Here is a 21,529-nt window from a genome sequence, read left to right on the forward strand (position 1 = left end):
CAAAGCAGCAAGCTGCTTCCTGTTACCGCTCGACTTGCATGTGTTAGGCCTGCCGCCAGCGTTCAATCTGAGCCATGATCAAACTCTTCAATTAAAAGTTTGATGCTCAAAGAATCGTTACTGTTAGTTCGTAATGAATTAACTGTTTCAGTCACTCTTCAAGACTTGAATCTTTTTTTGCCTTTCGGCATGTCGATAGTGTCTTGCGAGTGCCCACACAGATTGTCTGATTAATTTGTTAAAGAGCGGTGGCAACCGGAAGCGTCTTCCGTGTTGCGAGGCTGCGTATCTTACGCTTTCCTCTCAGAGTGTCAAGCCTTTATTTTCGCGGCTTTCAACTCTTGTCATCTCGACTTGTTTGTGTGTTTGTCGTGACAACGGATGCGCATTATAGGGAGCCTTAGAATTTACGCAAGCGTTTTTTACAATTTCTTTTTCAAGCGCTTACAATTTAATCCAAAAGGCTATTTTTGCCTATTTTTTATCACATTTGGTAGGTCGGAAAGGCTATTAATAACCAAATCAGCAGACTGTTCTGCTTCTATTGTTACTGGTTTTCCTGTGCGCACAAGGACCTTAGTACCAACACCGGCGGCATTCGCTGCCAACATATCTTCTATTTTGTCTCCTACCATATAAGAAGCCGCCATATTAATGTGCAGTGTTTTCTGTGCATCAAATAACATACCCGGTTGTGGCTTACGACAATCACACGTCTTTTTATAGTGTTCGTCGCTTGCTTCTGGATGATGCGGACAATAATAGATACCATCAAGATCAACACCCCGGTCTGCCAATGACCAATCCATCCATTCTGTTAACTGCAAGAATTGATCTTCCGTAAACATTTTCCTGGCAATCCCAGACTGGTTTGTTACTAATACCAGTGCATAACCCATTTTTTTCAACTCAAGCATGGCTTCAATCGTGCCATCAATGAATTGAAAATTATCTATTTCATGAACATACCCATGATCGATGTTAATTGTGCCGTCACGATCTAAAAATACAGCGGGAATACCTTGAGTCACCTGATTGCTCCAAGAATGTACAAAGTCGACAGTATCGCATGATTTGTCAGTGAATGAGAATGCAGCATTTAATTTATTCCTAGTTGACTTAGACGTCTAGACGCCTTAACATCCACATCAATTCATGACTTGTTGCAAATGCTTTCAAGTTATTCACTTTTATATCTCATAAGAGAAAAAGCATAAAAATGATAAGACTGAACCAGGTAAATAAAGTATTTCAACAAGGAACGCGCTCTATAAATGCCCTTTCTGATATCAACCTGCATGTCCCCCAAGGGCAGATTTATGGTGTTATTGGCTCTTCTGGTGCAGGGAAAAGTACATTAATCCGCTGTGTGAATATGCTTGAATGCCCTACTTCTGGTCAGGTACTGGTTGACGGGCAAGATTTAACCTCTCTTTCTGAGCGTGAACTGACTCGTGCCCGTCGTCATATTGGCATGATTTTCCAGCATTTTAATCTACTGTCATCCAGAACAGTATTTGGCAATGTGGCATTACCTTTAGAACTGAATAACACGCCAAAAGCAGAAATAAAGAAAAAAGTCAGTGAATTACTGGAGCTGGTTGGTCTTTCTGAGAAACATGATGCGTATCCAGCTAACTTATCTGGTGGACAGAAACAGCGTGTCGCCATTGCCCGCGCCTTAGCAAATTCACCCAAAGTCCTTTTGTGTGACGAAGCCACCAGCGCATTAGATCCCGCAACAACCCGTTCTATTCTGGAATTATTGAAAGACATTAATCGTCGTTTAGGGTTAACCATCCTGCTGATTACCCATGAGATGGATGTTGTTAAACGCATTTGTGATCAGGTTGCCGTTATCAGTGGTGGGCAGTTGATTGAGCAGGATGTGGTCAGCGCGATATTTTCCCATCCGAAAACGCCTGTGGCTCAGGAGTTTATTCAGTCTACGTTACATTTGGATATACCTGAAGATTATCTGCAAAAGTTGCAGTCTGAACCTGCATCGGATAAATGCCCATTAGTGAAACTGGAATTTACAGGTAAATCAGTTGATGCTCCATTAATTTCCATGGCAGTTCGTCGTTTTAATATCGATATCAGCATACTGAGTTCTCAGATGGACTATGCCGGTGGGGTTAAGTTCGGGGTTATGCTGGCTGAATTGGATGGTGAGAACAGCAGCATTGAATCAACAATTACGTTTTTAAAAGAGCATCATGTGAAAGTAGAGGTTCTCGGTTATGTCTGAAGGAATGATTTTATTATTAGCTAAAGGAGTCTGGGAAACTCTCGTGATGACTTTTGTTTCCGGCTTTTTTGGCTTCGTGATTGGTTTACCAGCGGGAGTGCTTTTGTATGTCACTCGTCCTGGTCAAATCATAGAAAATGGTACTCTATACCGTATTCTTTCTGCGCTGGTAAATATTACCCGCTCTGTTCCGTTCATTATTTTACTGGTATGGATGATTCCATTCACCCGGCTGATTGTAGGAACGTCAATCGGATTACAAGCGGCGATTGTTCCTTTAACGGTTGGTGCAGCACCTTTTATTGCCCGTATGGTGGAAAATGCTTTATTAGAAATCCCATCAGGGTTGATTGAAGCGGCACGTGCAATGGGCGCGACTCCACTTCAGATTGTGAAAAAGATTTTGTTACCTGAAGCATTACCCGGTTTGATCAACGCGGCCACAATTACTCTGATTACGTTGGTTGGTTACTCAGCGATGGGTGGCGCTGTCGGTGCGGGTGGTCTCGGTCAGATTGGTTATCAATATGGCTATATTGGCTACAATGCAACGGTGATGAATACGGTACTCGCATTATTAGTTGTTCTGGTTTTCCTGATTCAGTTAGGCGGCGACTATTTAGTTAAGGCTGTAAATCGTAAATAAGATTATTTCAACAAAAGGTGCCATTATCGGCACCTATTATTAGGGCTTACATTCAAAAGCCTCACTATAGTAGTACGATAATTTAATAAGACAGGTTATTTAATCAGTATTCAATAGGGGTAAAAATATGTCAGTGAAATTGAAATCCATTGCCGTCATCGGGGCTTTATTAGGCACACTAGCACTTACTGGCTGTGGTCAGGAACCGAGAGATCCAAACCATATTAAAGTCGGTGTTATTGCAGGGCCTGAATTACAAGTTGCTGAAGTCGCGAAAAAAGTAGCGAAAGAGAAATATGGCCTTGATGTTGAACTGACAACATTCAATGATTATGTACTGCCAAACGAATCACTGAGCAAAGGAGACATTGATGTTAATGTCTTCCAGCACAAACCTTATTTAGATCAGCAGATAAAAGAACGTCACTATAAACTGGCGATTGTGGGTAACTCTTTCATCTTTCCAATGGCTGCATACTCTAAAAAGATAAAATCATTGGATGAACTTCAGAATGGTTCTCAAATTGCTATCCCGAATGATCCGACCAACCAGGGCCGTGCTCTGTTGTTATTACAAAAACAGGGTCTTATCACGCTGAAAGCGGGTGTTGGTCTGCTGCCAACGATTCTGGATATCACCAGTAACCCTAAACAACTGGATATTGTTCAACTGGAAGCACCACAGCTACCTCGTTCTCTGGACGATCAAAAAATCGCGCTGGCTCTTATCAATAATACTTACGCCGGGCAGATTGGTCTGACACCAGAACAGGACGGGATTTTTGTTGAAGATAAAGATTCACCTTACGTGAATATCATCGTAAGCCGTGAAGATAATAAAGATGCTGAAAATGTACAAAAATTTGTGAAAGCCTACCAATCTCCTGAAGTTGAGCAGGAAGCTCAGAAAGTCTTCAAGGGCGGAGCAATAAAAGGCTGGTAATCTTTCATATTTAGACAATCAAGATTAAAATTCTGGGGCGGATAAAGATATCCGCCCCTTTTTATTAGAATTAATCCCACACTCACTGATGCAACCGCAATAAGGATAAAGCTCAATGCGTATGTTACCTGTCTGTTTCATGGTGCTTTTTATAGTTGGGTGTACTTCATCGCCAACTCAGATTAATAAAACTGACAGACAAGGCTCTGAAGCTGAACAATACCCAGCTCTCAGAAATAAAGAGGCAACTTATGTCCGGCTTTATAAAAAACCAGATGAGTTGTTGGGCTCACCATTTAAAGATCTTGGTATTGTTGCTGGTGAATCCTGTCGTAATACATTTCAGGATCCTCCGGCCAGTATCGCAACTGCACGGCAGAAGATGCTGACAAAAGCCTCCCGCCTGAATGCTAACGCCGTCTTGCTTCACCAATGTGCCATTATGTCTGGCCAGGGCTGTTACCAGATAGCTATCTGCGAAGGTACAGCAATAAGAACCACGAATTAATTATTTATTATAAATTTGGTACTAAAAAAGGCTCATGGCAGATTTTCATTTTACTCAAATAGGAACCATTCATTCTCCTTATAAAGAGAAGTTTGCCATTCCCCGTCAGCCGGGTTTGGTGGAAGATGGCACGGGGCAACTCGAATTGCTCGCTCCTTATAATCAGGCGGATGCTGTACGGGGATTAGAACAGTTCAGCCATTTATGGATTGTTTTCGTTTTTCACCAAACGATGAATGGAGGTTGGAACCCGCTGGTTCGCCCGCCCCGCTTAGGCGGCAATGCCAAAATGGGTGTATTTGCCACCCGCTCAACTTTCCGCCCTAATCCGATTGGGATGTCTTTAGTTGAACTGAAAGGGATTGATTATCAGAACAATCGCGTGCTACTGCAACTTGGCAGTCTGGATCTGGTGGATGGAACTCCCGTACTCGATATTAAACCTTATCTGCCTTTTGCTGAATCACGCCCTGATGCCAAAGCAGGATTTGCTCAGGAAGCACCAAATACAGATATGGAGGTCTGTTTTTCTTCAAACGCAGAACATCAACTTTTATGCCATCAGGTAAGTTATCCGCAATTACGACGCTTTATCTGCCAGATTCTGGCTCAGGATCCGCGTCCGGCCTACCGCAAAAAAGAGCAGGAAAACCGCATATACGCTGCTCATATTCTGGATTTTAATGTCCGTTGGTTAATTAATGGTGCCATAACAGAAGTAGTTTCTATCGAACTCCGCTATCCCCAATAGATTTCGAATTGTATCGCGGCGGCAAGGGAACGAATCCCTAGGAGCATAGATAACTATGCGACTGGGGTGAGTGAGTGCAGCCAACAAAGAGACAATTTGAAAGATGAAAGGGATAAAACTCCTTTTGACATCACAAACTCACTGGTAGACTAACGGTTTACTTTATTTTTGGGTTCGGTGGCTCTGTCTTCATTGCCACCTAGAAGCAATTTGCTGTCCAATGGAAACTTACTATGCGTACTAGCCAATATTTGCTGTCTACTTTGAAAGAGACGCCTGCTGATGCAGAAGTAGTCAGTCATAAACTGATGCTTCGTGCAGGAATGATCCGTAAACTCGCTTCAGGTTTGTACAACTGGATGCCAACCGGTGTCCGCGTGTTGAGAAAAGTTGAAAACATTGTTCGTGACGAAATGAATAATGCCGGGGCGGTTGAGGTTTCCATGCCGGTAGTTCAGCCAGCAGATTTATGGCAGGAAAGTGGTCGTTGGGTACAATATGGTGCGGAATTACTGCGTTTTGAAGATCGTGGTGCCCGTCCTTTTGTTCTGGGGCCAACCCATGAAGAAGTCATCACTGATCTGGTTCGCAATGAAGTGACTTCTTATAAACAGCTGCCACTAAGTCTGTATCAGATCCAAACTAAATTCCGTGATGAAGTTCGCCCACGCTTTGGCGTGATGCGCTCACGCGAATTCATCATGAAAGATGCTTACTCTTTCCATACCACTCAGGAATCCCTGCAAGAGACTTACGATAAGATGTACGATGCTTACAGTAAGATCTTTACCCGCATTGGGCTGGATTTCCGCGCTGTCCTGGCTGACACAGGCTCCATTGGTGGTAGTGCATCTCACGAATTTCAGGTTCTGGCTGCCAGCGGTGAAGATGATATCGTTTTCTCCACAGAATCTAACTACGCCGCTAACATTGAACTGGCTGAAGCCGTTATGCCATCCGCAGAACGCGCTGCTCCGACAGAAGATATGCGTGTGGTGGATACACCAAAGGCGAAAACCATCGCGGAACTGGTAGAACAGTTCAACCTGCCGATTGAAAAAACGGTCAAGACTCTGATTGTTCATGCTGCAGAAGAAAGCGAACACAAACTGGTTGCTTTGTTGGTTCGTGGTGATCATGAATTAAATGAAGTCAAAGCAGAAAAACTGGCCTTAGTCGCAAGTCCACTGCAATTCGCAACAGAAGAAGAAATCCGGGCTATCGTCAACGCCGGCCCTGGTTCTTTAGGCCCTGTTAATCTGCCTATGCCTGTGATTATTGATCGCTCAGTATCTGTTATGAGTGATTTTGGTGCGGGCGCTAACATTGATGATAAACACTATTTCGGTATTAACTGGGAACGTGATCTTCCTCTGCCAGAAATTGCAGATATCCGTAATGTGGTTGAAGGTGATGCCAGTCCGGATGGTCAGGGCACGTTATTGATCAAGCGTGGTATTGAAGTCGGCCATATCTTCCAGCTCGGCACCAAATACTCAGATGCACTGAAAGCTACCGTACAGAACGAAGATGGTCATAATCAGGTTGTGACTATGGGATGTTACGGAATTGGTGTCACCCGAATTGTCGCGGCGGCTATCGAACAGAATCACGATGATCGCGGTATTATCTGGCCAGATGCCATTGCCCCATTCCAGGTAGCCATTTTGCCAATGAACATGCATAAATCTTATCGTGTCAAAGAAGTAGCAGAAAAGCTTTATGCAGACTTACGTTCTAGTGGTATTGATGTCATTTTAGATGATCGCAAAGAACGTCCGGGTGTCATGTTTGCCGATATGGAATTAATGGGCGTCCCACATACTGTCGTTATTGGTGATCGCAATCTCGATAACGACGAAGTGGAATACAAATACCGTCGTACCGGTGATAAGCAGATGCTGAAACTGGAAGACGTGGTTGACTACCTGAAAAGTAACATCAAGCAATCATGATTAAGCCTTGATCTTGCGATCAGGCAAAGTCAGTAATAAAAAACCTGCGTACTCAGTGCGCAGGTTTTTTTGTATGTCAGAATATTTTCTATCGCCGCTTACTTTTTAGTCTGGCAGGAAGAGGACTTATCAAAATGGATTTTACCTGTCTGAATGAGTGCATTATCAAATAATCCATCTTCCATTGAAGGGCGAAGCGTGTAATATCCCTCTACTTCGACATAAACAGGTTTGCCACCTTCAACACCTGTTGCGCTGTAACCCCTCTCCAGATCGATATTTTCCGATGCATCGTAGCGTTTCCCTGTACGGCACTCCGTAAACGTCGCACTATCTGCAAAATAGATATATTCTCCAGACAGTTTTTGAGGAGTGACTTTTGTCAGTTCATAATTCAATTTGGACTGGATTGGCTCACCATTTATATCCAGCATAACCAGATTTTCTCCCTTCATCTGGTAATACGCTTTTTTACCTTCTTCTCCACTGGTCAGGTTTATTTTTTTACCGTTGACGATCCAATGGCCTGTATCAAAAAAAGGCTCTTCTTGCCCCGATTTCAGATAAGTTTGTTCCAGAATATACGAACCATCTTTCGCAAGTTGTAAGGTAGTTTCAATACCTGCGCAATCAGCACAAGGTATCACGCCTTTAAACACTTTCTCGTTGATTGTAAATTTATTGGGGGATGTCGAATCAACCTGATGTACAGGAGGATTAGTCTGACATCCAACCGCAGTCAATACACCCGATGCAACCAAAGCAAGCAATATATTCTTATTCATCATTTTCATCCAATAAGTGCAGCAGAAAGTCCCGTTTTAACATGAGTTCCACATAAGACATGAACAGCTTTGACATTACTTTACCGTATCTCAAAATACACAGTGCAAAACCCGCTAATATGACGTAATTTTGTTGCCTAATGATAAGGTTAGGCTTTAACCTACTGGCTTTTTCAATGTAACTCAACAAACTTATATAGTCACAGTCATCAGGAAAAACTTACTGTGCTATAGTCGTAGGTAGCATTTTTTTGCATCTGAGTTTGGTCAATCGCGGGCGGCACGATAACCGCCACTAACATAGTGGTGAGCGAATATGTCTATAGATACTGAATATCAACCCATTAACTGTGATGATTATGAAAGCCTTGAGCTAGCTTGCCAACACCAGCTTCATTTACACGTTCAGCTGCGTGGTGGTGAAATTTTTGAAGGAAAAGCGACTAAATTGATTTTGAGAAAAAAAGTCGAATATATTCTCATAGAATCAAGTGAAGAAACCCGTGAGTTAAGATTGGATCACATTATCAGTTTCAGTAATCCAGAAATTGGCACGATTGTTGTTGAGCATTCTTCATTGTAAATGACGTAGTTAACACGTTTACTACACAACAAAGAATTACCGCATAACAAAAAGTCCTCATTCTATGTGAGGACTTTTATCGTTGAGAAGTATATTTTTTCATTGTTATGGGAACCAAATTTCTACAGAGTCAAATTTTGAGCCTGTGTATACGCTTGGCGTAAGATGGACTTTTTCACATTTTATATGTTGTATGTCTCCATCACCGAAGCCATCATCACGGATATTTACCTTTTGTCCACTAGCCTGAGCAGCTAAAAGGGCTGCATAAATACTTTTTCCACCATCATTATCGTTTTTTGCTCGGCCGTATGCCCAATAAATCTTGGCACTGGAGGCCCACCTTCCTGAATCTGATAACCAAACTGCCCAAGTATTCTTATCAAATGGAGCGACAAAGAACCCAACCACATAACCCGAACCACATCCAATCACACTTCCATTTTCCTCCTGATTTGATTTTGTCAATAAAGAAACTGATTTGACGATGCTAATATCAGGTTTATTATTAGACTCAGCTTTCTTTTCTCCATTTCCAGCATTAGCAGAAAATGAACAACATACCGCAGTCAATATTAATACTAACCATTTATATTTTTTCATAATTAACTCCTAATCTTCAAAAAAATAATCATCGAAGATAATTTCCCTATGCAATCAAATGATAAAAACATAGCTTTTATTTATAATCCAGAGATAAAAATTCAATAAAAAAAATTACTCGGTATTATCCCAAACACCATGACCTCTACCGTTCCCAATAACTGTCGATCTCCCAACTTCACCAAATTTTTAAATAAAAGGGATTTTATTTTGATATATTTTTTTAAAAAAAAGACATTAAAATTAAGAATAAACACAATTATTCATGGCGTTTTAAATCCCAGTTAAAATTTTAATGTATAATTATCTTTATTTAATTATCAACCACTCTGACAACACTGCCTGTTTTAAATTTAAGACCACTTTCCCGATTAAGAATTAACTTATATTTTAAAATCTAGTACATTCTCACATATTTTCAACATTAAATTATTTCAACTTTATATATTACCAACAAAAATCAATGTAGTGCATTGAATTTACCAAATAAAAAGGTTGCATTATTTCTAATGTAACCTCTTAAAGCCTTACTTCACCAAACTACAACGATTGAATTACGGAGTAGCAGACACAGTTTTCTGCCACAAAACGGAAAGTTGCCGATCATCAGCCTGACACTGGCCTTCTTTTGTCACAAAAACATTCAGAGCCGCAATAAGTTTGTCATCATAATAGAGTAACGGTGTCCTTTCCCTGAGCCAGGGAGCAATACCAAACTCCTGCCATAATTTTTTGCTATGGCGGGAATGTTGCCGCCCTACGATGCTGATATTTGCCTGAATGCCAAAGCGGATCGTAACCCGTTCATCATTCCTCGGTAACCTGATATTAACGGCCTCTCTTTCAGTTTCCTTATCTTCAGAAATGAAAAGCACTCCCAGCCCATCAGGTAATTGCAGTTCCTGCTTTGTATTCCATTGAATAACAATACCAGAAAGCGACTGGTACTGAGGAACCAACCATAAATGCTGACGATAACGACGGATATCAAGCTGCCCCAATCTGAAACTCGGCTCGGCATCCTGCCGGGAAAGAGCCACTTCTGCCCAAATTCGCTGAAGCTGTTCACGTGATGGCATTTTCACTCCGTACCGGCTGAGCCATCGACGCAATAGTGCATTACGTTTCGCCTCAGAAAATGTCTCCAGTGGCAGAATAGACATTGATCCTTCCGGGGTTATCAGTGCATTTAACGATTCCTCAAGCAACTCATCCAGCAATTGCTCCTGCTCACCACATAAATCTGCACTACGGGAAACCGCCTGCGAAAAGTGTGGCCAACGCCGATTGAGTAACGGCATGATATTCAAACGCAGGAAATTGCGATCATAACGATCATCCTGATTGCTATCATCTTCAACCCATTTTAGCCTGTGTTCCTGCGCGTAGAGTTCTAATTCTGCCCGGCTAATATTCAGCAATGGGCGAATTAATGTTGTCTCAGCAAAAGGCATAGCAGCAGGCATGGAAGATAACCCAGCCGGACCACTTCCCCGCTTTAATGCCAGCAAAAATGTTTCAGCCTGATCGTCAAGATGTTGTGCTGTTAACAGAATTTCCCCTTGCCGCAATTCATGTTTAAAAGCCTGATAACGGGCATCACGAGCGGCGGCTTCAATACCTTTTTTACGGCTATCCAAACACACTTTTTCAACACAAAAATCAACCTGCCAATCTGCACAAATCTGACGACAGTGAGCAACCCATTCATCTGCTTTTATATTTAAACCATGATGAATATGAATTGCCCTTAATGTGAATGCGTTCTGTTTATCACTGCATGATTGCAAAGCTTGTTGACGCAGACGAGCCAGTAAATGCAACAGAACGGTGGAATCTAATCCACCGCTAAACCCGACTAAAAATTTTTTATGTGCCCCTATCTGATAAGCTAATTTCAGCATCAGAGGCTCATAGATATTATTCATTGTGGATAAACTCTTTTTTCAGACCGAAAAGTCAGTCCTCAATTAAATCGTCCGGCAGTTTGTTTTGTGTATCAGCTTTATTTTTTGCACTGATGCAAAGTATCCCGGATATGATCACAAGCACTAATCCTACTACGTAGGCCGGAACAAACTCATCACCAAAGAACAAAATCAGCCACATCATCGACAATATCGGTGCTAAAAATAATATTGAAGCTATTTTAGGCGAATCAGGGCTGCTCATGGCCTTGAACCAGATAATATAGGATATTCCATTTAATATGATGCCATTCAGCACTGTTGGCATCAGTGAATCTCCCACAGGCCAGTTGAATTTGCTGAATGCCAATAAAAAGATAAGAGAAACGACAGTTGAGTTAACAAATACCCAAAACGTACTGATATAAGGATCAATGGCAAATTGTTTTGATAAAACAGACAACAGAGCAAAACAGAATGCTCCGCTAAAGACCAGAAGCAGAGCTTGCGGATGCTGCACAGAAATCTCAGTAATATTCCCCTGAGTAAAGGTAATCACAACTGCGATGAAGCCAATTGCCATGCCTATCATCTGCTTAATAGACAATTTTTCTTTAAACAGGAAAAACGATAACCCGATTATCATCAACGGCCAGTTATATTGAATAACTAAAACAGCAACACCGTTTTCGATGGAATAACCATAATACAGCAGCAGATAAAAAAAACAGTCCAGAGCACCTAGTATGAAAACCTTAATCATGACAGGAAAAGGAACAAATATAAGATCCTTCCAGTTTCTTCCCATCATCACTGCAACCAAAAAAACCGCCAGCACAGACAGCACATTTGACCAGAATAAAAATTGAAAATGGTCCATCTCTTTCTGACCAAAGCGCGATATAGAAGGGATAAAACTCCAGATAAACACACAGGAAAACGCATAAATAATATATTTATATTTGGCCATAGCAAAACCCAGTTTGTTATTTTTTTAAGTGCTGCAATAGATATAGTTTTACTGATTTTTTCCCATACTCAATAAAACAGGTGGAAATAATGGAGAATTATTATTCTCCAATACTTCCACCTGCGACAAAATGGTCAAAAGACGAGGGGTATTAGCAATAACCGTACTGCATCAGACGCTCATAACGGCGGTTAACCAACTCTTCACTATCCAGTTCGCTCAGCTCAGCAAGATCTGACAACAATTGGGTTTTCAGTGATTCTGCCACTATATCGTAGTTGCGATGCGCACCACCCAACGGCTCAGGGATCACGGTATCGATCAGATTCAGTTCTTTCAGGCGGGGAGCGGTATTTCCCATCGCTTCTGCTGCCAAAGGCGCTTTTTCTGCACTTTTCCACAAGATAGACGCACAACCTTCCGGAGAAATGGTAGAAAAAGTACTGTATTGCAACATATTCACTTTATCACCGACACTCAGTGCCAAAGCACCACCAGAACCACCTTCACCGATAACAGTACAGATAACCGGCACAGACAGACGGGACATTTCACGCAAGTTGCGGGCAATGGCTTCCGACTGACCTCGTTCCTCAGCCCCCACTCCAGGGTATGCTCCCGGGGTATCAATAAAAGTAATAATCGGCAGTTTGAAGCGCTCAGCCATTTCCATCAGGCGCAAAGCCTTGCGATAACCTTCCGGCGATGGCATACCAAAGTTACGACGGATTTTTTCTTTTGTTTCACGGCCTTTCTGATGCCCGATAACCATGACCGGACGGCCTTCAAGACGTGCCAGACCACCGACGATAGCCTTGTCATCTGCATAGGCACGATCACCCGCCAGCTCTTCAAAGTCAGTGAAAATGCGCTGAATATAATCCAGCGTATAGGGACGGAGAGGATGACGTGCCAGTTGAGAAACCTGCCACGCTCCCAAATCAGAGAATATTTTGCGAGTCAGTTCGACACTTTTTTCCCGCAGACGCTGGACTTCTTCATCCAGATTGATATCTAGCTTTTCATCTTGACGGCTAACCGCAGTGAGCGAATCGATTTTCGCTTCCAACTCAGCAATCGGCTGTTCAAAATCCAGAAAATTCAGACTCATAACGTTCCTATTTTAGTCAAATTCTAATTCTACCTGCTCGCTACCCAGCAGAGTTCGCAGATCTGTCAAAAGGGTATCCGTTGGAGTTACCCGCCATGTTGCCCCGAATCGTAAACGGGCACGGGCATCTACCCGCTGGTAATAAAGATGAACCGGTATCGTGCCTGAACGATGTGGTTCCAGTGCACCACAGAGACGGTTCAATAATTGCTCATCAATTTGCCTGTCTGATAACGAGATAGCAAGCCCGCGTGCAAATTTTTCACGCGCCTCACTGATATCCATTAATTCTCGCGCTGTCATTTTAAGCCCACCGCTAAAGTCATCAAAGCTGACTTGTCCGGTTGCGATTAAAATTTTGTCCTGCTCTAACAAATGTTGATATCTTTCCAGGGCATCGGAGAACAACATAATTTCCAGCCGTCCTGAACGATCATCCAATGTGCAGATACCAATCCGATTACCTCGTTTAGTCGTCACAATTTTGGATGCCAGTACCAAACCTACCACAGTGGTTACCTGACCACGGGGTGTTGGATTCACATCCTTTAGACGTAATCCATTCGTATATCGTTCAATTTCTTTTAAATAACCGGTGATCGGGTGGCCTGTCAGATATAATCCCAGCGTCTCGCGCTCGCCATCCAATACCACTTGATCCGGCCATTTAGGTGTACTGGCATATGAGCGTTCAACCTGTTCAGGCTCCTCAGCCAGTACCCCGAACATATCAGCCTGCCCAGTGGCTTCTGCTTTAGCATGCTGATCCGCCGCTTTCAGGGCATCTTCCAGCGAAGACATCAAAGCAGCACGATGTGGCCCCAGCCTGTCGAATGACCCTGACATAATCAGCTTCTCCATCACACGACGGTTCAGCTTTTTAGTATCAACACGGGCACACAGATCGAACAGTTCTTTAAAATGCCCGCCTTTCTGGCGTGCTTCGATAATGGCTTCAATCGGCCCTTCACCGACGCCTTTGATTGCGCCAATACCATAAACAATTTCGCCTTCATCATTGACGTGGAAATGGTATAACCCGCTATTGATATCCGGTGGCAGGACTTTCAGCCCCATGCGCCAACACTCATCCACCAGACCAACAACTTTCTCTGTATTATCCATATCCGCTGTCATTACCGCAGCCATAAATTCTGCCGGATAATGCGCTTTTAACCATAATGTCTGGTAAGAAACCAGCGCGTAAGCAGCAGAGTGAGATTTATTGAAACCATAACCTGCGAATTTCTCCACCAAATCGAAGATTTTCATCGCAAGTTCGCCATCAACTCCCTGACTTATAGCCCCTTCTTCAAAGACTGAGCGCTGCTTAGCCATCTCCTCCGGTTTTTTCTTACCCATCGCACGACGGAGCATATCTGCCCCGCCAAGCGTATAACCTGCCAGAACCTGTGCAATCTGCATGACCTGTTCCTGATACAGGATGATGCCGTAAGTTGGCTCCAGTACAGGTTTCAGCGTTTCATGCTGCCATTCAACATCCGGATACGAAATTTCTTCCCGTCCGTGTTTACGGTCGATAAAGTTATCCACCATTCCCGATTGCAAAGGCCCCGGCCGGAACAAGGCCACCAGTGCGATCATATCTTCAAAACAGTCAGGACGCAGACGTTTGATCAAATCCTTCATGCCACGGGATTCAAGCTGGAATACAGCGGTCGTTTCGGAGCGTTGCAGCATATCGAAACTTTTCTGATCATCCAGTGGAATGGCGGCAATATCTATCGGTTCCAGATTTTTTCCGGCACGGCGGGCATTGACCATCTCAAGTGCCCAGTTGATGATGGTCAGGGTTCTCAGACCAAGAAAGTCGAACTTCACCAGCCCGGCATACTCCACATCGTTTTTATCGAACTGAGTAACCGGGTTCAACCCTTCCGGATCGCAATATATAGGAGCAAAATCAGTGATCTTAGTCGGAGCGATGACCACCCCACCAGCATGTTTACCCGCGTTACGAGTGACGCCTTCCAGTTTCCGCGCCATATCTATCAGCGCTTTAACTTCTTCATCCGCATCGTAAATTTCAGGTAGCTGAGGCTCTGCGGCAAACGCCTTTTCCAGTGTCATTCCCGGATCAGGAGGAACCAGCTTAGATATCCGGTCAACAAAGCCATAGGGATGCCCGAGCACGCGCCCAACATCACGAATTACCGCTTTTGCGGCCATCGTACCAAAGGTAATGATCTGCGATACCGCATCACGTCCGTACATATCCGCAACATGGTCAATCACCTGATCACGTTTTTCCATGCAGAAATCGACGTCAAAGTCAGGCATGGAGACACGTTCAGGGTTCAGGAAACGTTCGAACAGTAAGTCAAACTCCAATGGGTCTAGATCTGTGATTTTCAGCGCATAAGCGACAAGAGAACCCGCACCGGAGCCACGCCCCGGGCCTACCGGCACACCGTTATCCTTCGACCACTGGATAAACTCCATCACGATCAGGAAGTAACCGGGAAAACCCATCTGATTGATAACTTTTAACTCAATATCCAGACGTTCATCATATTCCAGCCGCTTTTCGGCCCTGACTGCCGGATCCGGATAGAGGAACTCCAGACGCTCTTCTAAGCCCTGTTTTGATTTTTCGACCAGATAGTCTTCGGTACTCATATCCCCTGTCGGGAATTTAGGCAGGAAATATTCGCCAAGCCGAATCGTGACATTACAGCGTTTTGCAATTTCTACGCTATTTGCTAATGCCTCAGGGATGTCTGAAAAAAGCTCACACATCTCCTGCTCACTGCGCAAATATTGCTGTGGGCTGTAATTTTTCGGGCGTTTAGGATCGGAAAGTGTATAGCCGTCATGAATAGCAACACGAATTTCATGAGCGTCAAAATCACCGCTTTCCAGAAAGCAGACATCATTGGTCGCCACAACCGGTAGGTTTTTTTCTGCTGCCAGTTCAACCGCAGCGTGCAGATAAGATTCTTCATCCTGACGCCCGGTGCGAATAAGTTCCAGATAGTAACTATCCGGGAAATGTTCCTGATAAAAATCCAGACACTGATCGACTAACACGCGGTTACCACGCAGCAAAAACTTGCCGACATCCCCCATGCGTCCGCCTGACAGCAATATCAACCCCGCCTTGTGTTTAGCCAGCCATTCTTGTCTGATAGTCGGGCCGACCGCACCATAGCCTTTCTGATAAGCTTCAGAAATCAGTAAAGTCAGGTTTTGATAACCTTCATTATTACGGGCCAGAACGGTCAGATGGGCATACTCATCACCTAACTGTTCACTTTCCATATAGAAATCGGCCCCAATGATGGGTTTGACTCCTGAACTATGGGCACTGCCATAAAATTTCACAAGGCCACACAGATTGGTAAAATCAGTGATTGCAAAAGCAGGCATCCCCAATCCGGCGACTTTTTTTATCAGTGAGCCGGTTTTGGCTAAGCCATCAATCATTGAATAATCGCTGTGAACACGTAAGTGTACGAAACGTGGTTCTGTCATAGTCTGTCCAGATACTTATTCCAGATTTTTATCCAATAGCCAGCGCGCGTTTAACTGGCGCAAAACTTTTACGATGGTGTTCCGTCGCACCCAGCAGAGACAGTTTTTCCAAATGCAGGGCGGTAGGATAACCTTTATGCTTTGCAAAACCATATTCAGGGAACTGTTTATCCAGCTCGGCCATTTCTCTGTCCCGCGTCACTTTAGCCAGAATGGAAGCGGCACTGATCTCTGCAACCAGACTATCTCCCTTAACGACTGCCTGTGCTGACATTGATAATACCGGGCAACGGTTTCCGTCAATCAGGACATAATCTGGCTGAATTGCTAAGCCTTCAACAGCACGCTGCATTGCAAGCATGGTGGCATGGAGAATATTGATACGGTCAATCTCTTCCGGTTCAGCGCGCCCAAGGCTCCAGCACAACGCTTTTTCTGTGATCTCCAGATAAAGCACCTCGCGACGTTTTTCTGTCAGTTTTTTCGAATCCATCAAGCCAGTAATAGGTCTGGCCGGATCAAGAATAACTGCCGCAGTCACCACGGCCCCCACCAGCGGGCCACGCCCGACTTCATCAACACCGGCAATCAGATTCGCCTGCGGATAAACAAAATTCATTATTTTCTCGCTAATTCCAGTACCGCTTGTGCCGCCTGTTCATCGGCATCACAGCGAATACTTTCATGCAAATGCAGGAAGGTTTCTTTCAATGCTTCCACCTCAACACCACCACGTAACAACGGCAACAATGCCGCCGACAGTGCCTGAGGCTCACATTCATCCTGTAGTAACTCTTTGACTAATTCTTTACCTGCCAGCAAATTAGGCAGGGAAACATAAGGGGTTTTTACCAGACGTTTTGCCAGCCAGAATGTAAAAGGTTTCATTCTATAACCCACTACCATCGGGCATTTAGCCAGCATACATTCCAGTGCTGCTGTACCGGATGCCAATAAGGTTGCATCACTGGCAATCATAGCTGCACGAGCCTGACCATCTAATATGTGAATGGATAAATCCGGTGCAACTTCATTTTTGATACGCTCGAACTGCTCACGCCGTTTGGCATTTACCAATGGAACCAATACATGCAGATCAGGGATTTCATTCCTGAGTAACTGCACGGTTCTCAAAAAGTCGGCGCTGAGCATTTCTACTTCAGCGTGGCGGCTGCCCGGCAGGATAGCCAGACAATGGGCATTTGCCGGAATATCTAAACCTTTTCTGGCGGCTATTTTGTCTGTTTGCAACGGCATGGCATCAGCCATTGTATGCCCAATAAACTGGCATGGCACATTAAACCGATCATAAAACGCTTTTTCAAAGGGTAGAAATGCCAGTACCAGATCTGTTGCGCGGCCGATTTTAAACACCCGCTTCTGGCGCCATGCCCATACCGATGGGCTGACATAATGAATCGTCCGGATCCCCTGCTGTTTCAGACGGCCTTCTAAAGTGATGTTGAAATCTGGTGCATCAATACCAACAAAAACATCCGGCTTCAACTCCGTAAAACGAGCCGTTAAATCTTTGCGGATTTTCAGTAAACGCGGCAAACGCCCCAGAACTTCAACGATCCCCATGACCGCCAGTTCTTCCATCTCATACCAGGCTTCACAACCTTCGGCCTGCATAAGAGGACCTGCGACCCCCACAAAGCGGGCGTCAGGAATTTTAGCTTTCAATGCACGGATCAGCCCCGCCCCCAGGATATCACCGGAAGTTTCTCCGGCGACTAAGCCAATTGTCAGTGGACGCTGATGGTTAACAGAAGAAATGGTAGTCAAAGGAACACCCTTTATCTATACCCGTCGTCTTTCAAATTGCCTCTTTGTTGGCTGCACTCGCTCACCCCGGTCACATAGTTATCTATGCTCCTGGGGATGAACTCCCTTGCCGCCTCAATGCAACTCGAAATCCATAGGGTATACTTAGCGAATAATGCCGCGACTGGATTTTGCTGAATTCGCCAGAAAATCACTGAATAATTTTACGTGTGGGTTGTTTTCGGCCTGAGTTTCGATCTCGTTTCTGGCTTCTTCCAACGTTTTTCCACTGCGATAAAGTGCTTTATAAGCATTACGAATAGCGTGCAGCGACTCTTTATCAAACCCACGACGTTTCAGGCCTTCAATATTCAGACCGAAAGGCGTGGCGTGATTCCCCTGCGCAATAACATAGGGAGGTATATCCTGAGCAACACCGGAACAACCGCCGACCATAACATGGGAGCCAATCTGGCAGAACTGATGAACAGCAGTCATACCACCGATGATCACGTAATCACCAAGAATGACATGCCCGCCCAAAGTACCATTATTGGCAATGATGCAGCGATCACCCACAATACAGTCATGGGCAATGTGAGCATTAATCATCAGCAAGTTATCACTGCCGACTTGAGTTAATCCACCACCCTGAACAGTACCACGGTGAATGGATACACTTTCGCGAATACGGTTACGATCCCCGATCTCAACACGAGTCGGTTCACCCTGATATTTGAGATCCTGATTGACCTCACCAATTGAAGCAAATTGATAAATTTGGTTATCTCGGCCAATTTTGGTTATCCCGTTGATCACAACGTGGGATTTCAATTCAGTCCCTTCACCAATTTCTACTTGCGAACCGATATAACAAAATGGGCCAATACGAACATTGGCACCAATAACAGCTCCTTCTTCAATAATTGAAGAAGGATGAATAACAGCGGTCTGATCAATCATGCATTAAGCCTCACGGCGGCGGGCACACATCATTTCAGCTTCGCAAGCCACTTCTCCATCGACTTTCGCTACACCTCTGAAACGCGCAACACCACGGCGTTCTTTAATAAACTCTACTTCCATAATCATTTGATCACCTGGCAGAACCGGACGCTTAAAACGTGCGCCATCAATCGCTGCAAAGTAATACAATTCTCCTGGCTCCAGCGTACCAACAGTTTTGAATGCCAGAATTCCTGTCGCCTGAGCCATTGCTTCAAGGATCAGAACGCCGGGGAAAATAGGTTTACCCGGGAAATGTCCCTGAAAGAATGGTTCATTAACCGTTACATTTTTAACTGCTCGCAGAAACTTGCCTTTTTCGAAATCCAGAACTCGGTCTACCAGTAAAAATGGGTAGCGATGTGGCAGTAATTTCAAAATTTCTTCAATTTGCAGAGTATGATTATCACTCATCTAAATACTCTTCCTGTCTATATCCAATCGTAGTATTAAAAAATATGCACTATACAATACACTTCGTCTTTCAAGTTGCTTCTTTAGTTGGCTACGCATCTTGAAATCCATTGTGAATAAAACTAATGCAGTATAAAAAAAGCACTAATGACACGGCCTGCGTTAACTCCGGTGGAGTTATCAGACAGGCCGTAAAAATAAAAACTTAACCAACAAAATGTTTGTATGATTACTTGTTGTCACCTTCAAGCTTGCGTTCAACAGATTTCAACCGCTTATTCATTTCGTTGATATTCATTACCAAAGCAGCCGTCTTACGCCAGACTTTGTTCTGTTGCAGCGGGATACCCGATGAGTATACACCAGGTTCAGTGATTGGGCGCATTACCATGCTCATGCCAGTCACAGTTACTTTATCACAGATTTCCATATGTCCGTTGATAACACTGGCCCCACCAATCATACAATAACGACCGACTTTCAGGCTGCCTGCCATAATGACGCCACCCGCTATTGCCGTGTTATCACCAATGATAACGTTGTGAGCAATCTGGCACTGGTTATCAATGATAACACCATTACCGATGATAGTGTTATCCAGAGCACCACGATCGATAGTCGTACATGCGCCTATTTCAACGCGATCACCAATAATGACCGTGCCTAACTGCGGGATTTTAATCCAGTTACCGCGATCATTCGCATAACCAAAACCATCAGAGCCTATTACAGCACCTGACTGAATAAGGCACTGTTCACCCATTTCAACGTTATGGTATACCGAAACATTGGCCCAAAGACGGGTTCCTGTACCAATACGGGTATTTTTACCAACAAAACAGCCAGCACCAATGATGACATTATCACCAAGTACAACACCAGATTCGATGACAGCATTTGCTCCGATTGCAACATTTCGTCCCAATGTCGCTTCTGGAGAAATCACTGCTGACGAGTGGATATCCTGCGCTGGTTGTGGCGTTATATCCATAATTTGCGCCATACGCGCATAAGCCAGATACGGGTTATCAACCACCAGTGCAGCAACTTTACAATGAGGAAGATCGGCTTCGCTCAACACAATTGCCGCAGCCTGACACTCTGCAAGTTTATCGGTATAACGGCTATCTGATAAAAATGTAATTTGTTCGCTGTTTGCTGAATACATAGGAGCAATACCAGTGATGACGATATCGCCATCACCATGTAATTGCGCATTCAACTGCTGAGCAAGATCAGCCAATCGAATTGAAACCATTTAATTATTTAACCTGCTTCATGACGTCTGAAGTAATATCTTTACCGGATGCAGCATATACTACGGTACTTGCATCAAGAACAAGGTCATAACCTTCTTTACCGGCAACAACCTTAACTGCATCCTGAATGCGGTTGACGAGCTTATTGCGCTCTTCCATCTGACGGCGACGGCTATCGTTGTCAAGAGACTGTGCTTTCTTCGCAAACTCATCACGTTTAGCCATTACGTCTTTTTCCAGTTTTTCGCGGTCGCTCGCTTTCATTGTTGAGCCATCACGCTGCAATTTCTGGATGTTAGACTGCAAATCAGATTCCATACGTTGTAAATCGGAAACGCGGCCTTTGAATTCATTTTCCAATTGTTTTGCAACAGCTTCATGAGCTGGCAATTGTTGGAAAATTTCAGCCATATTCACAACAGCGATTTTGTCCGCTGCCTGAACACCGGCAGAAAACGCTAATGCAATACCAAGGCTTACTGCACACAGTACTTTCTTCACTATAAACTCCTTTGACCTACGCCATTTTACACGTTGGGATATTTATAATCGCCTTATCTAATAATAAGGCGATTT

At 43.9% G+C, this 21,529-nt stretch carries 20 protein-coding genes and 1 rRNA gene; 7 read left to right on the top strand and 14 right to left on the bottom strand.

What is annotated here, in order from left to right; genetic code table 11:
• Both AACS92_RS16555 and gmhB read right to left on the bottom strand, forming a co-directional pair.
• Positions 1 to 94: ribosomal RNA gene (locus AACS92_RS16555) — 16S ribosomal RNA — on the bottom strand; the annotation flags it as partial.
• A 370-nt stretch (positions 95 to 464) separates the two neighbouring features.
• Positions 465 to 1,031, bottom strand: coding sequence for a D-glycero-beta-D-manno-heptose 1,7-bisphosphate 7-phosphatase (gmhB, locus tag AACS92_RS16560; RefSeq protein WP_099108888.1), 567 nt, complete (start codon positions 1,029 to 1,031; stop codon positions 465 to 467).
• A gap of 188 nt (positions 1,032 to 1,219) precedes the next feature.
• Between gmhB and metN the strand changes: the two genes are divergently transcribed.
• From metN to proS, 6 genes are all read left to right on the top strand, one after another.
• The gene (metN, locus tag AACS92_RS16565; RefSeq protein ID WP_099108889.1) at positions 1,220 to 2,251 is read left to right on the top strand and encodes a methionine ABC transporter ATP-binding protein MetN; all 1,032 of its coding nucleotides are present in this window, start codon (positions 1,220 to 1,222) and stop codon (positions 2,249 to 2,251) included.
• Positions 2,244 to 2,897, top strand: coding sequence for a methionine ABC transporter permease MetI (locus AACS92_RS16570; RefSeq protein ID WP_099108890.1), 654 nt, complete (start codon positions 2,244 to 2,246; stop codon positions 2,895 to 2,897). The genes metN and AACS92_RS16570 overlap by 8 nt, the downstream gene beginning before the upstream one ends.
• Positions 2,898 to 3,024: 127 nt before the next feature.
• Positions 3,025 to 3,840 (top strand): MetQ/NlpA family lipoprotein, encoded by an 816-nt coding sequence (locus tag AACS92_RS16575; protein ID WP_099108891.1) that lies wholly within the window; start codon positions 3,025 to 3,027, stop codon positions 3,838 to 3,840.
• Positions 3,841 to 3,955: 115 nt separating this feature from the next.
• Positions 3,956 to 4,348 (top strand): Rcs stress response system protein RcsF, encoded by a 393-nt coding sequence (gene rcsF, locus AACS92_RS16580; protein WP_099108892.1) that lies wholly within the window; start codon positions 3,956 to 3,958, stop codon positions 4,346 to 4,348.
• A 34-nt stretch (positions 4,349 to 4,382) separates the two neighbouring features.
• Entirely contained in the window at positions 4,383 to 5,099 is a 717-nt protein-coding gene (gene tsaA, locus AACS92_RS16585) for a tRNA (N6-threonylcarbamoyladenosine(37)-N6)-methyltransferase TrmO (RefSeq protein ID WP_099108893.1), read from the top strand.
• 233 nt (positions 5,100 to 5,332) lie between these two features.
• Positions 5,333 to 7,054 carry a proline--tRNA ligase gene (gene proS / locus AACS92_RS16590; protein WP_099108894.1) on the top strand — a complete coding sequence of 574 codons (1,722 nt, stop codon included), beginning with the start codon at positions 5,333 to 5,335 and terminating at the stop codon, positions 7,052 to 7,054.
• Positions 7,055 to 7,152: 98 nt separating this feature from the next.
• Here proS and nlpE read toward each other — a convergent pair whose 3' ends face one another.
• The gene (nlpE, locus tag AACS92_RS16595) at positions 7,153 to 7,842 is read right to left on the bottom strand and encodes an envelope stress response activation lipoprotein NlpE (protein ID WP_339373557.1); all 690 of its coding nucleotides are present in this window, start codon (positions 7,840 to 7,842) and stop codon (positions 7,153 to 7,155) included.
• 313 nt (positions 7,843 to 8,155) lie between these two features.
• Between nlpE and rof the strand changes: the two genes are divergently transcribed.
• Entirely contained in the window at positions 8,156 to 8,422 is a 267-nt protein-coding gene (gene rof / locus AACS92_RS16600; protein ID WP_099108896.1) for a Rho-binding antiterminator, read from the top strand.
• Positions 8,423 to 8,527: 105 nt separating this feature from the next.
• On the opposite strand, the gene AACS92_RS16605 is transcribed toward rof, so the two are convergent.
• The 11 genes from AACS92_RS16605 to skp form a co-directional block, all read right to left on the bottom strand.
• Positions 8,528 to 9,025, bottom strand: coding sequence for a hypothetical protein (locus tag AACS92_RS16605; protein WP_099108897.1), 498 nt, complete (start codon positions 9,023 to 9,025; stop codon positions 8,528 to 8,530).
• A 554-nt stretch (positions 9,026 to 9,579) separates the two neighbouring features.
• Positions 9,580 to 10,953: a tRNA lysidine(34) synthetase TilS gene (tilS, locus tag AACS92_RS16610; RefSeq protein ID WP_099108898.1), complete on the bottom strand. Its 1,374-nt coding sequence runs from the start codon at positions 10,951 to 10,953 to the stop codon at positions 9,580 to 9,582.
• A gap of 31 nt (positions 10,954 to 10,984) precedes the next feature.
• On the bottom strand, positions 10,985 to 11,902 hold the full coding sequence (locus tag AACS92_RS16615) for a DMT family transporter (protein ID WP_099108899.1): 918 nt from the start codon (positions 11,900 to 11,902) through the stop codon (positions 10,985 to 10,987).
• Positions 11,903 to 12,053: 151 nt separating this feature from the next.
• A complete protein-coding gene (accA, locus tag AACS92_RS16620) occupies positions 12,054 to 13,013 on the bottom strand; it encodes an acetyl-CoA carboxylase carboxyl transferase subunit alpha (RefSeq protein ID WP_099108900.1) in 960 nt (319 codons plus the stop codon).
• 12 nt (positions 13,014 to 13,025) lie between these two features.
• Positions 13,026 to 16,508: a DNA polymerase III subunit alpha gene (dnaE, locus tag AACS92_RS16625; RefSeq protein ID WP_099108901.1), complete on the bottom strand. Its 3,483-nt coding sequence runs from the start codon at positions 16,506 to 16,508 to the stop codon at positions 13,026 to 13,028.
• A gap of 28 nt (positions 16,509 to 16,536) precedes the next feature.
• The gene (rnhB, locus tag AACS92_RS16630) at positions 16,537 to 17,127 is read right to left on the bottom strand and encodes a ribonuclease HII (RefSeq protein WP_099108902.1); all 591 of its coding nucleotides are present in this window, start codon (positions 17,125 to 17,127) and stop codon (positions 16,537 to 16,539) included.
• Positions 17,127 to 18,311: a lipid-A-disaccharide synthase gene (gene lpxB / locus AACS92_RS16635; protein ID WP_099108903.1), complete on the bottom strand. Its 1,185-nt coding sequence runs from the start codon at positions 18,309 to 18,311 to the stop codon at positions 17,127 to 17,129. The genes rnhB and lpxB overlap by 1 nt, the downstream gene beginning before the upstream one ends.
• Before the next feature lie 129 nt (positions 18,312 to 18,440).
• Entirely contained in the window at positions 18,441 to 19,238 is a 798-nt protein-coding gene (lpxA, locus tag AACS92_RS16640) for an acyl-ACP--UDP-N-acetylglucosamine O-acyltransferase (protein ID WP_099108904.1), read from the bottom strand.
• Positions 19,239 to 19,241: 3 nt separating this feature from the next.
• Positions 19,242 to 19,694 carry a 3-hydroxyacyl-ACP dehydratase FabZ gene (gene fabZ / locus AACS92_RS16645; RefSeq protein ID WP_099108905.1) on the bottom strand — a complete coding sequence of 151 codons (453 nt, stop codon included), beginning with the start codon at positions 19,692 to 19,694 and terminating at the stop codon, positions 19,242 to 19,244.
• 229 nt (positions 19,695 to 19,923) lie between these two features.
• The gene (gene lpxD, locus AACS92_RS16650; protein WP_099108906.1) at positions 19,924 to 20,952 is read right to left on the bottom strand and encodes a UDP-3-O-(3-hydroxymyristoyl)glucosamine N-acyltransferase; all 1,029 of its coding nucleotides are present in this window, start codon (positions 20,950 to 20,952) and stop codon (positions 19,924 to 19,926) included.
• Between the two features lie 4 nt (positions 20,953 to 20,956).
• A complete protein-coding gene (gene skp, locus AACS92_RS16655; RefSeq protein ID WP_099108907.1) occupies positions 20,957 to 21,454 on the bottom strand; it encodes a molecular chaperone Skp in 498 nt (165 codons plus the stop codon).
• Positions 21,455 to 21,529 lie beyond the last annotated feature (75 nt).

This window comes from Xenorhabdus sp. KJ12.1 (genome assembly GCF_963876495.1).
Lineage (GTDB): Bacteria > Pseudomonadota > Gammaproteobacteria > Enterobacterales > Enterobacteriaceae > Xenorhabdus > Xenorhabdus stockiae.

What these genes read in the sequence shown, in the direction of transcription:
- metN (WP_099108889.1), top strand. Translation starts at nt 1,220, where the DNA reads ATGATAAGACTGAACCAGGTAAATAAAGTATTTCAACAAGGAACGCGC.
- AACS92_RS16570 (WP_099108890.1), top strand. Translation starts at nt 2,244, where the DNA reads ATGTCTGAAGGAATGATTTTATTATTAGCTAAAGGAGTCTGGGAAACT.
- AACS92_RS16575 (WP_099108891.1), top strand. Translation starts at nt 3,025, where the DNA reads ATGTCAGTGAAATTGAAATCCATTGCCGTCATCGGGGCTTTATTAGGC.
- rcsF (WP_099108892.1), top strand. Translation starts at nt 3,956, where the DNA reads ATGCGTATGTTACCTGTCTGTTTCATGGTGCTTTTTATAGTTGGGTGT.
- tsaA (WP_099108893.1), top strand. Translation starts at nt 4,383, where the DNA reads ATGGCAGATTTTCATTTTACTCAAATAGGAACCATTCATTCTCCTTAT.
- proS (WP_099108894.1), top strand. Translation starts at nt 5,333, where the DNA reads ATGCGTACTAGCCAATATTTGCTGTCTACTTTGAAAGAGACGCCTGCT.
- nlpE (WP_339373557.1), bottom strand. Translation starts at nt 7,842, where the DNA reads ATGATGAATAAGAATATATTGCTTGCTTTGGTTGCATCGGGTGTATTG.
- rof (WP_099108896.1), top strand. Translation starts at nt 8,156, where the DNA reads ATGTCTATAGATACTGAATATCAACCCATTAACTGTGATGATTATGAA.
- AACS92_RS16605 (WP_099108897.1), bottom strand. Translation starts at nt 9,025, where the DNA reads ATGAAAAAATATAAATGGTTAGTATTAATATTGACTGCGGTATGTTGT.
- tilS (WP_099108898.1), bottom strand. Translation starts at nt 10,953, where the DNA reads ATGAATAATATCTATGAGCCTCTGATGCTGAAATTAGCTTATCAGATA.
- AACS92_RS16615 (WP_099108899.1), bottom strand. Translation starts at nt 11,902, where the DNA reads ATGGCCAAATATAAATATATTATTTATGCGTTTTCCTGTGTGTTTATC.
- accA (WP_099108900.1), bottom strand. Translation starts at nt 13,013, where the DNA reads ATGAGTCTGAATTTTCTGGATTTTGAACAGCCGATTGCTGAGTTGGAA.
- dnaE (WP_099108901.1), bottom strand. Translation starts at nt 16,508, where the DNA reads ATGACAGAACCACGTTTCGTACACTTACGTGTTCACAGCGATTATTCA.
- rnhB (WP_099108902.1), bottom strand. Translation starts at nt 17,127, where the DNA reads ATGAATTTTGTTTATCCGCAGGCGAATCTGATTGCCGGTGTTGATGAA.
- lpxA (WP_099108904.1), bottom strand. Translation starts at nt 19,238, where the DNA reads ATGATTGATCAGACCGCTGTTATTCATCCTTCTTCAATTATTGAAGAA.
- fabZ (WP_099108905.1), bottom strand. Translation starts at nt 19,694, where the DNA reads ATGAGTGATAATCATACTCTGCAAATTGAAGAAATTTTGAAATTACTG.
- lpxD (WP_099108906.1), bottom strand. Translation starts at nt 20,952, where the DNA reads ATGGTTTCAATTCGATTGGCTGATCTTGCTCAGCAGTTGAATGCGCAA.